14 protein-coding genes are annotated in these 12,161 nt (G+C 70.2%); 4 read left to right on the top strand and 10 right to left on the bottom strand.

Annotated elements, in window-relative coordinates; translation table 11 throughout:
* Positions 1 to 98 precede the first annotated feature (98 nt).
* The 3 genes from ACGFH6_RS09805 to ACGFH6_RS09795 all read right to left on the bottom strand — a co-directional run bounded on the left by ACGFH6_RS09805 (position 99) and on the right by ACGFH6_RS09795 (position 2,231).
* Positions 99 to 767 carry a LuxR C-terminal-related transcriptional regulator gene (locus ACGFH6_RS09805; protein ID WP_393382109.1) on the bottom strand — a complete coding sequence of 223 codons (669 nt, stop codon included), beginning with the start codon at positions 765 to 767 and terminating at the stop codon, positions 99 to 101.
* Positions 768 to 1,188: 421 nt separating this feature from the next.
* A complete protein-coding gene (gene aroQ, locus ACGFH6_RS09800) occupies positions 1,189 to 1,629 on the bottom strand; it encodes a type II 3-dehydroquinate dehydratase (RefSeq protein WP_393383020.1) in 441 nt (146 codons plus the stop codon).
* Between the two features lie 5 nt (positions 1,630 to 1,634).
* Positions 1,635 to 2,231: a TetR/AcrR family transcriptional regulator gene (locus ACGFH6_RS09795; RefSeq protein WP_393382107.1), complete on the bottom strand. Its 597-nt coding sequence runs from the start codon at positions 2,229 to 2,231 to the stop codon at positions 1,635 to 1,637.
* 56 nt (positions 2,232 to 2,287) lie between these two features.
* Between ACGFH6_RS09795 and ACGFH6_RS09790 the strand changes: the two genes are divergently transcribed.
* From ACGFH6_RS09790 to ACGFH6_RS09780, 3 genes are read left to right on the top strand one after another with little or no spacing between them, the layout of a single operon-like run.
* On the top strand, positions 2,288 to 4,282 hold the full coding sequence (locus tag ACGFH6_RS09790) for a HelD family protein (RefSeq protein ID WP_393382105.1): 1,995 nt from the start codon (positions 2,288 to 2,290) through the stop codon (positions 4,280 to 4,282).
* A gap of 19 nt (positions 4,283 to 4,301) precedes the next feature.
* Positions 4,302 to 4,937 carry an RNA polymerase sigma factor gene (locus ACGFH6_RS09785; RefSeq protein WP_393382103.1) on the top strand — a complete coding sequence of 212 codons (636 nt, stop codon included), beginning with the start codon at positions 4,302 to 4,304 and terminating at the stop codon, positions 4,935 to 4,937.
* A gap of 1 nt (position 4,938) precedes the next feature.
* Entirely contained in the window at positions 4,939 to 5,898 is a 960-nt protein-coding gene (locus tag ACGFH6_RS09780) for a hypothetical protein (RefSeq protein ID WP_393382101.1), read from the top strand.
* Here ACGFH6_RS09780 and ACGFH6_RS09775 read toward each other — a convergent pair.
* The 7 genes from ACGFH6_RS09775 to ACGFH6_RS09745 form a co-directional block, all read right to left on the bottom strand.
* Positions 5,895 to 6,989 (bottom strand): Gfo/Idh/MocA family protein, encoded by a 1,095-nt coding sequence (locus ACGFH6_RS09775; protein WP_393382100.1) that lies wholly within the window; start codon positions 6,987 to 6,989, stop codon positions 5,895 to 5,897. The genes ACGFH6_RS09780 and ACGFH6_RS09775 overlap by 4 nt on opposite strands.
* Positions 6,990 to 7,148: 159 nt before the next feature.
* Complete coding sequence (aroB, locus tag ACGFH6_RS09770; protein WP_393382098.1) at positions 7,149 to 8,249, bottom strand: 3-dehydroquinate synthase; 1,101 nt, start codon at positions 8,247 to 8,249, stop codon at positions 7,149 to 7,151.
* A complete protein-coding gene (locus tag ACGFH6_RS09765) occupies positions 8,246 to 8,746 on the bottom strand; it encodes a shikimate kinase (protein ID WP_393382096.1) in 501 nt (166 codons plus the stop codon). The genes aroB and ACGFH6_RS09765 overlap by 4 nt, the downstream gene beginning before the upstream one ends.
* The gene (gene aroC, locus ACGFH6_RS09760; RefSeq protein WP_131353596.1) at positions 8,743 to 9,948 is read right to left on the bottom strand and encodes a chorismate synthase; all 1,206 of its coding nucleotides are present in this window, start codon (positions 9,946 to 9,948) and stop codon (positions 8,743 to 8,745) included. The genes ACGFH6_RS09765 and aroC overlap by 4 nt, the downstream gene beginning before the upstream one ends.
* 51 nt (positions 9,949 to 9,999) lie before the next feature.
* A complete protein-coding gene (locus tag ACGFH6_RS09755) occupies positions 10,000 to 10,410 on the bottom strand; it encodes a type II toxin-antitoxin system VapC family toxin (RefSeq protein WP_393382094.1) in 411 nt (136 codons plus the stop codon).
* Positions 10,407 to 10,667: a type II toxin-antitoxin system Phd/YefM family antitoxin gene (locus ACGFH6_RS09750; protein WP_393382092.1), complete on the bottom strand. Its 261-nt coding sequence runs from the start codon at positions 10,665 to 10,667 to the stop codon at positions 10,407 to 10,409. Before ACGFH6_RS09750 ends, ACGFH6_RS09755 begins: the two co-directional genes overlap by 4 nt.
* 48 nt (positions 10,668 to 10,715) lie before the next feature.
* Positions 10,716 to 10,916 carry a hypothetical protein gene (locus ACGFH6_RS09745; protein WP_393382091.1) on the bottom strand — a complete coding sequence of 67 codons (201 nt, stop codon included), beginning with the start codon at positions 10,914 to 10,916 and terminating at the stop codon, positions 10,716 to 10,718.
* A 122-nt stretch (positions 10,917 to 11,038) separates the two neighbouring features.
* On the opposite strand from ACGFH6_RS09745, the gene ACGFH6_RS09740 reads away from it, so the two are divergent.
* Entirely contained in the window at positions 11,039 to 12,160 is a 1,122-nt protein-coding gene (locus tag ACGFH6_RS09740; protein ID WP_393382089.1) for an ADP-ribosylglycohydrolase family protein, read from the top strand.
* The last annotated feature ends 1 nt before the right edge of the window (position 12,161 follow it).

The following is a 12,161-nucleotide window of genomic DNA, read 5'->3' as shown; positions in this document are numbered from 1 at the left end:
CACTCCGGAGCCGGGCTCCATGCTGGAGATGTGCCCGGTTCAGCGCTGCAGACGGCGCGGCCCCCGCCGTCAGGCGAGGGCCGCGAACAGCCGGCGCCCTAGATCAGGCCCTCACGCAGGGCGTAGGCGACGGCGTGCGAGCGATTCTTCAGTTGCAGGCGGCTGGTGACGTCGTGCAGGACGTTCTTCACCGTCCGCTCGGAGTAGGACAGCTCCCGGGCGATCTCCTGGGTGTCCTTGCCGTCGGCCACCAGGCGCAGTACCTGCGTCTCGCGGTCCGACAGCCCGGTGTGCGACAGTCCGCGCGGTGCGAGCACGTGCCGTTGCATCCGCGACACCTGACCGAGCAACCGGCCGAGCAGATCGGGTGGCAGGCTGCCGTCACCCGCGGCAGCGGACTGCACCAGGTGCACGACCCGGTCGGCCGTCGCCTCGGTCCGCCGCAGTACGCCGGACACCCCCAACTCGACCGCGGTCATCAGCGCGTCGTCGTCGATCACGCTGCCGATCAGCACGGTCCGGCGGCACCCCCGCTGAGTGGCCGACCGGAGCACCTGGACCGCGGCTGCGTCCAGCGAGTCGACGGCGATCAAGGCAACCGCTGGCGGGGCGGTGCGGTGGCCGGTCGACTGGCTCTGCAGCGCGGCCAGGTCGGTCTCGTTGACCAACGCGATCTCCGGCCGCTGCCTGAGCGCGTACACGAGCCCGAACTGCGACAGCGGATCCAGCGCTTTCACCCAGACCGGAATACGTTGTTGCGTCGTCATTCTTGTCACTCCCCCAGAGCGTTGATGAACGGAACGGATCGAGTCCGAGGTCACGCGAATCCCCCACATCGTCGATTCCGATCGTGACCCCTGGCCTTCAGCCAGCCTTAAGAACTGGTGACGGCCACCACACGACCCGATCCCTAGCGTGAGGCATCCACATCTCACCGGCATCTCAGCCTGATCTCTTGGCCGCATCACCGCCCCCGGCCGGCCCCATAGTTCCTAGGTCGTGTCTGGTAATCCCGCGCCGTAGCGAGCAGGTGCTCGGTGCGGTGCATCGGCGTGCGGGAGCGAAGGTCTCGATGCGGCGCATCGTGGCCTTTGCTCACGTGCGGCGAGGCGCCGTGCCGAGTGCCGCGCAGTAGGCGGGGGATTACCAGACACGACCTAGATGCCCCAAAGGGCACTTTGGTTCGGATCAGGTGGTGAGTGAGGTGATCGCGCGCAGCGCGAGGCGGTACGAATCGGCGCCGAATCCGGCGATCGTGCCGGTGGCCACGCCCGCGACGACGCTGGTGTGGCGGAACTCCTCGCGGGTGGCGGGGTTCGTCAGGTGGATCTCGATCAGGGGGGCCGTGCGCTGGGAGCAGGCGTCGCGCAGCGCGTAGGAGTAGTGGGTGAAGGCCGCCGGGTTGAGCACCACCGGGATCTTGCCGTCGGCCGCCTCGTGCAGCCAGTGGACCAGCTCGGCCTCGTCGTCGGTCTGCCGCACCTCGACGTCCAGCCCGAGCTCGGCGCCGGTCTTCTCGCAGTCGGCCACCAGGTCGGCGAACGTCGTCGCGCCGTACACATCGGGCTCGCGCGACCCGAGCCGCCCGAGGTTCGGCCCGTTCAGTACCAGCACCCGCCGCCCACTCACATCAGTCACGGCACCACCCTAGTGGTCAGCCTCCCGAAGGCCGCGTCGGCTTCGGCGACCGCCGCCGGGTAGCGATCCGCCGCAGAGCTGCCGCCGTCGATGGCCGACCAGTTGCGCCGGGCCAGCACCCGCTGGACCGCCACGACCTGGGCAGCCGTCAGCTCAGCCGTCGCGTCTCCCCCGAGCGCCTCCGCCAGCGCCCGCTCGTCCTCGTCCATGAACTCGTGCATCCGCGTCGACAGCGCCGGCGTCGTGAACACGAGCCGGTGATACGCGAGCACCTGAGGTACGTCGTTCAGCCCGGTGACCGGATCGCGGAGCTCCAGCCCGGCCAGGAAGTGCCGATACAACGCCTCGATCGGCGACCCCGCGGCGGCCGCCACAACGCGAGCGGCCTCGTGCTGGTGATCGGCGATCCGGTGCAGCACCAGGTCCTGCTTGGTCGCGAAGTACTTGAAGAGCGTCGGCTTGGAGACATCGACCGCCGCCGCGATGTCCGCGACCGAGACCTCGTCGAAGCCGTGCTCGAGGAACAACGCGATCGCCGCCTGCGACAACGCGTCGTACGTCTGCTGCTTCTTCCGCTCCCTGAGTCCGGTCACAGGCTCATGTTAACCTGGACAAAAGATTGACCGGGTTAAGTTTTTCAAGGAGGGCGATGCGGGATCTCGACGACGAGCGCGCGTACGCCGGCCGTTGCCGGGAGGCATTGCGCCGGATGGTGGCCGGCGCCCGGGAGAACGTGGTGATCGGCGAGGACACCTGGGGCGACCGGTACACGGCCGAGCGCCTCGGCTTCTACCTCAAGACGCTCGCCCGGGACCTCGGCGAGGAGGGCGACAACCCGCCCTTCTTCGGCCTGATCCGGTACGGCGCCGACGGCGGCGAGCACTCGGGCCAGACGTACTACCTCGGTCGCCGGCACATCTCCGACGCGATCGGCCGCCCGCCGATGGTGATCGACTGGCGGGCCCCGGTGTCGACCGCCTTCTATCAGGCCTCCGGCACCGACCCGCGCGGGATCGAGACCCGCCGCCGCTTCGGCTGGTCCGCGAACGCCCTGACCAGCTTCGAGGACGAGCACCTCGCCGCCGGTGACGCGTCGGGGGGTAGCGATCTGGTCCGGCAGGAGATCGAGCGAGCGCGGGTCGGGCCGATGCGGGACATCGTCGCGACCATCCAGCCCGAGCAGGACGAGGTGGTCCGGACCGACCTGGAGGTCTCGGTCTGCGTCCAAGGCGCGCCCGGAACCGGGAAGACCGCGGTCGGTCTGCACAGAGCGGCGTACCTGCTCTACGCGCACCGGAGTCGGCTGCAGCGCAGTGGTGTGCTGGTGCTCGGCCCGAACCGCGCCTTCCTGCACTACATCTCGGCCGTGCTGCCGACGCTCGGTGAGGTCGACGTCGAGCAGACCACGATCGAGGACCTGCTGAGTGTCCGGACCTCGAGCACCGACGAGTCCGCCGCAGCCGCGGTGAAGCACGACGCGCGGATGGCCGTCGTCCTGCGGAACGCCGTCTACGCGCGGATCGGGCGGCCGGAGGACGCCGTGGTCGTGCCGGACGGGTCCTACAAGTGGCGAGTAAATCGGCACGACTTCGAGGAGATCGTGGCCGACGCTCGCGCGGACCCCACGACGTACCTGACCGGGCGCGAGCGCGTGATCGCACGGATCGTCGCCTCGCTGCAGCGCCAGGCCGAGGCCCGCGGCCAGAACTGCAACGGCGTGTGGTTGCGGCGGATGGCACGCGCCGCCACCCCCGCGGTCGAAGCCGTCTGGCCGAACGCCAAGGCGGACGAGATCCTCGCCGAACTCCTCAGCGACCGCGAGCCCCTCGCGGACGCGGCGCGGGACCTTCTCAGCCCTGACGAGCAAGCCGCCATCGCCTGGCCCCGCCCGCGGAAGGCGAAGAGCGCGCGCTGGACGCCGGCCGATGCGGTCCTGCTCGACGAGGTCAGTACGTTGCTGCAGCGCGGGCCGACGTACGGCCATGTGATTGTCGACGAGGCGCAGGACCTCTCCCCCATGCAGTGCCGCGCGATCGCCCGCCGCAGCGAACACGGCTCCATCACCGTGCTCGGCGACCTGGCGCAAGGTACGACGCCCTGGGCCGCGCGGACGTGGACCGATCAGCTGAGCCACCTGGGCAAGCCCGAGGCGGAGGTGATCGCGCTGACCACCGGCTACCGCGTCCCGGCGGCCGTGGTCGAGCTTGCGAACCGCCTGCTCGTGTCGCTGCGCGTCGACACACCACAGACGGTGTCGTTCCGGACCGACGGGCGGCTCACGATCACGCGGGCCGGCGATCTCCGCGCGGCCGCGGTCGACGCCGTACGGGCTGCTCTCAAGGAGGAGGGGTCGATCGGGGTGATCGCCGCGGACGCGGAGCTCGACTCGCTCGCGGATGCGCTCCGGCTGGATGGCATCGAGACGACCCCGCCGGACGGTGACGGCCGGGTCGCGATGGTTCCGGCGAGCCTGGCCAAGGGACTCGAGTACGACCACGTCATCGCGGTCGAGCCGGCCGAGGTCATCGAGGCCGAGCCGCGCGGCCTGAACCGGCTCTACGTCATCCTGACCAGAGCGGTGTCGAGATTGGACGTGCTGCACTGCCGCGACCTTCCGTCGCAGCTGGAGGGAACCGAGGCCTGACAGCCGGACTCTCCCGGGTATGAGCACACCGACCCTGGGGGTGGCGATGGGGAGCAGTCCGGGACAGACGGCCACGCTGGACCGGGACCTGTGGGAACGCCTGCGCGACGCCGACGAACCGGCGCTCGCCGAGCTGTTCCACCGGCACAGCGACGCGATCTACAACTTCGCGTTCCGCCGTACGGCGTCCTGGTCCGCGGCCGAGGATGTCGTCCAGGCGACCTTCACCGCGGTCTGGCGGCGCGCCCGCGCGGGCCGCATCGACCCTCTGACCCTCGACTCGGCGCGGCCGCTGCTGCTGGTGATGGCCGGGCACGAATGCAGCAACGTACTGCGCTCGTCGCGACGGCAGACCGCGCTGCGCGGCCGGATCGAGCTGCTCGAGCACGACAGTACGCCGGACCACTCGGCCGTCACGGCCGCGAAGGTCGACGACGAACGCGCGATGAGCGACATCCGCCGCCTGCTCGACAAGCTGCCCGCGAAACAACGCGAGGTGGTCGAGCTGGTCATCTGGTCGGAGTGCTCGATGGCCGAGGCGGCACGCGTCCTCGGCGTACCGGAAGGAACCGTGAAGTCCCGGCTGGCCCGAGCGCGTGGCAGCCTCGCCGGCCTCCTGGACCTGAGCACGGACCTGAGCAGCAAGGAAGGCTGACATGATCACCAAACTCCCGGCCGACCGGCCGCTCCCGCACCGTCAGGAAATCCTCGAACGCGTCCTCGCCGACAGCCACGCCCCGGCCCGGCAGCGCCCCGGCTGGCTCGTCCCCGTCAGCGCCGCCGCCTCCATCGCCCTCGTCGCCGGCGGCGTACTGATCGCGACGAACGGCAACGACAAGTCCCAACCCGGACCGGCTGCCAGCACCGCACCGAGCGTGCCCAGCACCACACCGTCGGCCCGCCGATCGATCTCGATTCAGCCCGACGTCCACATCAACCTCGGCCCGCTCACCGCCACGGAGCGAACCACCGCCGCGAAGAACTGTGTGGACGAGATGGAGAATCACAACACCGCGACCGAGATCGGGCACGGCCTGAAGGTGATGAGCTGGGGCGGCGGCAAGCCGAGCACGACGATCGCGTTCACCGCGGATCCGGAGGGGCTGCGCTTCGGCTGTGAGGGCACCGGCAAGCAGATGACCCAGGCCCTCGTGGGAGGCGACCCGGCGGTCGCGGCCAGAAACAAGAACGTGATCACCCACCCGGACGCGACCCACCCCGCCGCGCCCGCCGAAGGCCAGGCCTGGTTCTGCTTCGTCGACCTCGACACGAAGCCGGATGTGCTGGCCGGAGAGGGCTGGTACAGCGTCGACGAGCGGGTCGCGAGCATGCGGCAGCGCTGGGTCGTCCGCGGCAGGCCCGGTCCGTGGTACGTCGCCGAGCCCGCCGACGGACTGGTCTTCCTCCGCTCCTGGGACAAGTCGGCGGCGTTGAAGCTCGGCGAAGAGGTCCGGGTCGAGACCCAGGTCCTCGACCACAGCGGCGGGTTGCTCGACGCTCCCGGCTCCATCAAGGGCGGCGGCGGCCTGACCCCCAGCCCCGGCACCACTCGCGTCGACCGCGGCAAGGTCATCCGCCTCAACGCCTCAGGACCAGCTGAACTCGACTTCCGCTAGGTGGTGGAGCTCCAGGGTGCGCCCGGCCCGCCCATGCGGCTGGCATACGGCGTGCCCTGGAGCAGTTCACCGCGATGGACCGGCTTGTCGGTGAAGGACGAGGCGTAGATGGCGGCCGCGAGCTCGAGGGTGTTGCGGGCCTCGGTCAGGGTGACGGGCGTCGGGGCGCCGGAAGTCAGTGCGTCCAGGACGGCGGCGTACTGGGCGGCGTGGCCGCTCGGTACGTCGACGGCATCCGCGGACCAGGCGGTGGCGACCGCGTCCTGGCCGGGCGCCGGGGTCACGGTCCAGTTCTCGTCCTTGTAGCCGTAGAGGTGCTCGAGCTCGACCGTCGCGTTCTCGTAGTCGAAGCGCAGTTGCGAGGTCTGCCGCGCCGACACCAACGAGTTCACGACCGACGCGACAGCGCCGTTCTCGAAGGTCACCAAGGCCATCGAGACGTCCTCGGTCTGCGTCGGCCGCGCCTGCCGGGCCGCCAGAGCCGTCACCTTCTGCCAGGGCCCGAGGATCGACAGCAGCAGATCGAACTGGTGGATCCCGTGCCCCATCGTCGGGCCGCCGCCCTCGACGTCGAACGTCCCGCGCCACGGTACGGCGAAGTACGCGTCGTCGCGGTACCACACGGTGTTGCACAAGGCAACCAACGGCCGGCCGAGGACACCCTCGTCCGCCAGCCGCCGCAGCCGCACCGCGCCGGACCCGAACCGGTGCTGGAAGACACAGGCGACCTGGGCGGACGACTTGGCCTCCGCGTCGATCAACTCGTCGAGCTCGTCAAGCGACAGCGTCGGCGGCTTCTCCATGAAGACGTCGACGCCCGCCGCCAGGCTCTGCACGGCCAGCGGCACGTGCGAGTTGGGCGGCGTACACAGGTGGACGAGGTCGACTCCCCCGACCGCGAGCAACTCGGTCAGGCTCGGATACACCTCGGGGATGTCCCAGGTGGTCGCGAACTCCTTGGCCCGATCCAGGTCGACATCGACGGCCGCGACCAGCTCGGCGCGGTCCGGGTGGGAGGTGACGGCCCTGACGTGGGAGCGGGCGATCCCGCCGGTCCCGACGATCGCGATCCGGTGCTTGCGGTCAGACATAGAGTGCCCTTCAGGAAGCTGGAAAGCCTTTTCCAAAATCCTCGACCGGAATGCACCGATGTACAACCCCAGTCCGCGAGTTGACCGCTTCCGGCCACTCTCCGTGCTCGGCTGACTGCGGGTGCTCAGTTGACTTCGGGCTCAGCAGACCTCGGGTCCTCAGCTGACTTCGGCGTACGCGGCGATCAGCAGGCTGGGGTCGGGGGCCTCGAGGATCGCCGGCCGGGCGAGTGCGTCCAGGACGACGAAGCGGAGCCGGTCGGCCCGGGTCTTCTTGTCGAGCTTCATCGCGTCCTGCAGGTGCGGCCAGGCGTCGGCGCGGTACGTCACCGGCAGCCCGAGCGACTCGAGTATGGCGCGGTGCCGGTCGGCCGTGGCGTCGTCGAGGCGACCGGCGGCTCGGGCCAGCTCGGCGACGAACACCATGCCGATGCTGATCGCGGCGCCGTGCCGCCACTTGTACCGCTCGACGCGCTCGATCGCGTGGCCGAGCGTGTGGCCGTAGTTCAGCGCCTCCCGGCCGATCGCTCCCCCGGCCGTCGTGGTTCGCTCACGCAGATCCGCGCCGACCGTGTCCGCCTTCACCTGGATCGACCGCGCGATGAGCTCCTCGGTCGCGTCGTACGACGGGCTCGCGGCGCCGGCCGGATCCTTCTCCACCAGGTCGAGGATCACCGGGTCCGCGATGAACCCGCACTTCACCACCTCGGCGAGACCACTGACGTAGTCGTTGCGCGGCAGCGTCTCCAGCGCGGCCAGGTCGCACAGCACGCCGGCCGGCTCCCAGAACGCACCGACCAGATTCTTGCCCTCGGCGGTGTTGATGCCGGTCTTGCCGCCCACGGCCGCGTCGACCATGCCGAGCAGGGTGGTGGGGATGTGCACGACCTTCACCCCACGCAGCCAGGTCGCCGCGACGAAGCCGGCCAGGTCGGTCGTCGTCCCGCCACCGATGCTGACGATCGCGTCGGAGCGGGTGAATCCTGCTTGCCCGAGCACCGACCAGCAGTAGGCCAGCACCTCCGCGGTCTTGGCGTCCTCGGCGTCCGGGATCTCGATCGCGTGCGCGGTGTACCCGGAGCCGGTCAGGTCGTCACGGATCGCGTCACCACTGGTCCGCAGCGCACGCGGGTGGATCACCGCGACCCGCTGCACACCCTCGCACAGCAGCCCCGGCAGCTCACCGAGCAGATTGTTGCCGATGACAACGTCGTACGGCGCTGCGGCTTCGACCCGGATCCTGGTCGGCTCAGCGGTCATCCGAGCTGCTCCTGGATCTCGTCGGCGATCTGCTCCGGGGTCTTGTCGTCGGTCTGCACGGTCAGCTTGGCCACCTCGCCGTACAGCGGGCGGCGCGCCTCCATCAGGTTGCGCAACTGGGTGCGGACGTTGCCGAGCAGCAGCGGACGGGCGACGCCGAGGCCGACCCGCTTGGCGGCCTCGCCGACGCTGACGTCCAGGAAGACGACGTTGTGGCCGGCCAGGTCGGCGCGAGTGTCGGCGTCGAGGATCGCACCGCCACCGAGCGACAGCACCTCGCCGTCGTCCTGCAGCGCGGCGACGATCGCGGCCCGCTCGAGCGCCCGGAAGTGCGGCTCGCCCTCGTCGACGAAGATGTCCGAGATCGGCTTGCCCGCGCCGGCCTCGACATCGGTGTCGGTGTCGCGATGGGTGGTCTTCAGCCGCTCGGCGAGCAGCGCGGCGATGGTCGACTTGCCCGAACCAGGCGGGCCGACGAGAACGACAACCGGACTCACTGCTCTGCCCACTCCCGCGGCGTGATGGTCGACGGCAGGCTCGCCAGGTACGACTTGTGGTTGCGCGAGGACTCGGCCACCGAGTCGCCGCCGAACTTCTCCAGCGCGACCTCGGCCAGGACCAGCGCCACCATCGCCTCCGCCACGATGCCTGCAGCCGGTACGGCGCAGACGTCGGAGCGTTGGTGATGCGCGGCCGCGGCCTCACCGGTGCTGGTGTCGATCGTGCGCAATGCCCGCGGAACGGTCGCGATCGGCTTCATCGCGGCCCGCACCCGCAGCGTCTCGCCGGTGCTCATGCCGCCCTCGGTGCCGCCCGAGCGGCCGCTGGTCCGGCGGACCATGCCGTCCTCCGCGACGATCTCGTCGTGGGCCTGCGAACCCGGTGTCCGGGCCAGCTCGAAGCCGTCGCCGAGCTCAACGCCCTTGATCGCCTGGATGCCCATCAGCGCACCGGCCAGCTTGGAGTCCAGCCGGCGGTCCCAGTGCACGTAGCTGCCGAGGCCCGGCGGGAGACCGTCCACGACCACCTCGACCACGCCGCCGAGTGTGTCGCCGGCCTTCTGCGCGGCGTCGATCTCGGCCACCATCGCCTTGCTCGCGTCCGCGTCCAGGCAGCGCACCGGGTCCGCGTCCAGCTTCGCGACATCGTCGTACGCCGGGATCACGCCGTACGGCGCCTTGACGGTGCCGAGCTCGACGACGTGGCTGACGATCGTCACGCCGTACGCCTGCCGGAGGAACCGGGCCGCGACCTCGCCGAGCGCGACCCGGGCGGCGGTCTCGCGGGCGCTGGCCCGCTCGAGCACCGGGCGCGCCTCGTCGAAGCCGTACTTCTGCATGCCGGCCAGGTCCGCGTGACCGGGGCGCGGGCGGGTCAGCGGCGCGTTCCGGGCCAGGTCCGCCAGCGTCTCCGGGTCGACCGGGTCCGGGCTCATCACCTGCTCCCACTTCGGCCACTCGGTGTTGCCGACCTGGATCGCGACCGGGCTGCCCAGGCTCAGACCGTGCCGGAACCCGCCGACGAACGTCACCTCGTCCCGCTCGAACTTCATCCGCGCGCCGCGGCCGTACCCCAGCCGACGACGAGCCAAGGCGTCGGCCACGTCATCAGTCGTGACCTGAACACCAGCGGGAAGACCTTCGAGTACGGCGACGAGCGCTTGTCCGTGCGACTCGCCGGCGGTAAGCCAGCGCAGCATGCCGCAATCCTCCCACGCCCATCCCACTCCCCAGACCCCGGTCTCATCCGCTCAGTCGTCGAACGGATTGAGCACGCGCACGCCCGTTCGCTCGACGTCGCGGACATTGCGCGTGACCAGGGTCCAGTCGTGCACGAGCGCCGTGGCGGCGAGCAGCCCGTCGACCACCGGCAACGGCGAGCCGGCGTTCAGCCGCCCCCAGGTCTCGGCGACGTCCAGCGACACCGGGACGATCCGGTCGCCGTACCCGTTCACCAAGCGCTGCCGCCAGTCCTCGATCGCGGCCGCCTGCTGCGGATCCCGCTCCGCCAACCGCTCGATGCCCTGCTTGATCTCACCGACGACCAGGACGCTCAGGAACAGCTGACTCGAGCGCACCGACCCGAACCAGGTCGACGCCGCGGTGTGCGGCGCCGACCGCCGGAACTCCGACACCACGTTCGTGTCCAGCAGGTAGCTCACTCGAAGTCGACCTCGCGCGCCGATGCCGTCGACCGCTCGATCTCGAGAACACTCAGATCGGGCGCCGAGGCCAGAAAGTCCTTGAAGTCCACGAGTTCCTCCCCACGCATCCGCCGGTAGTCGAGGATGTCCAGCACCACCGCGACCTGCTCGCCGTGCTTGGTCACGAACTGCGGACCGTCCGCCTGGACCGCCCGGATCAACTCACTGAAGTGCTGCTTGGCCTCCTGCAGCTGCCACTGTCCCGCGATCGTCATCGCCATCACCTCGGAAACAGTCTAGACAGACTGGACAGAATCCTCAACTCAGCGGCAGGATGGGGTTTCCTGGGTCAGGCCGTCGCGGACGGAGAGGACGAGGTCGAAGGTTTTGACTACGGGTGAGGTGTCGCAGGAGGTGGAGGTGGTGGCTGCTTGAGCGCCGGCGAGCGCGGCGGCGGTGAGGGCGGTGGTGGCGAGGGCGGCCATGGCCAGGCGCCCGGCGGTGCGGCGGAATGCGGGGGTCATGATGCGCTCCTCGGCGATCGTTGTGTCCTACCAACGACCGTAGGAGCCGCACGGCCGCGGCGAACGGGCCTTGGAACCCGTGTTGGGGGTAGCGCTGACACCACCATCGATAGGGTTCTGGCATGACTCGGGCGGCGGAGGAGACGTGGCGGGCGCGGGTCCGTGGATGCCTGCTGGGCGGGGCGATCGGGGACGCGCTCGGTGGTCCGGTCGAGTTCCAGGACAGCGCGACGATCCTGGCCGAGCACCCGGACGGCGTACGTTCCTTCGTTGCCGGAGGCGACGCCGGCTGGCCGCCGGGGACGATCACCGACGACACCCAGATGACCCTGTTCACCGTCGAGGGACTGATCCGGGCCAGTGTGCGCACCGACCGCGGCCTCGGCTTCACGGTCGCCGTGCTGCACCATGCGTACGACCGCTGGCTCGACACCCAGACCCTGCCCGGACCGAGCGGTGAGCGCGACGGCTGGCTGCAGGCCGAGCAATGGCTCTACGTGCGACGTGCGCCCGGTACGACGTGCCTCAACGCGCTGATGTCGGCCCGCAACGGCCAGCCGAAGATCCCGCAGTTCGGCGACCAGGCCGTCAACGACTCCAAGGGCTGCGGCGGCGTGATGCGAGTCGCGCCGTTCGGTCTGATTCCCGCGATCTACGGCACCCAATGGGTCTTCGACTCCGCCGCGACCGCGGCCGGCTACACCCACGGCCATCCGACCGGCAAGCTCGCATCGGGTGCCCTGGCCGCGATCATCCACGAGGTGTGCAACGGGGCCGACCTCGATGCGGCGCTCGACACCACGATGACGATGCTCGCCCAGCACGAAGGCCACGAAGAGACCAGTAAGGCGCTCGCCGCGGCGCGACGTACCGCGGCCGTCGGCAACCACGGACCGACGATCATCGAACAGCAACTGGGCGGCGGCTGGGTCGCCGAGGAGGCACTGGCCATCGCTGTCTACGCGGCACTCGCCTACCCGGAGCCCGAGCAGTTCCTCGACGCCCTCGCACTCGCGGTGACCCACACCGGCGACAGCGACTCCACCGGCGCGATATGCGGCAACATCCTGGGCGCCCTCCACGGTGAGACGGCCCTGCCCGCAGAGCTCGTCTTCACCGTCGAGGGCCGTTCGGTCATGCTGCAGCTGGCCGACGACTTCGCCCTGGAGTTCATCAGCAATCGCCGCCTGCACGGCGACTACGGACCGGAGACGCCCTGGCGATTCCGCTACCCGGGCTGGTGAG

This window comes from Kribbella sp. NPDC049227 (assembly GCF_043197265.1).
Classification (GTDB): Bacteria; Actinomycetota; Actinomycetes; order Propionibacteriales; family Kribbellaceae; genus Kribbella.
The sequence above is the reverse complement of the archived record's forward strand: the minus strand, read 5'-3'. Positions and strand labels throughout refer to the sequence as shown.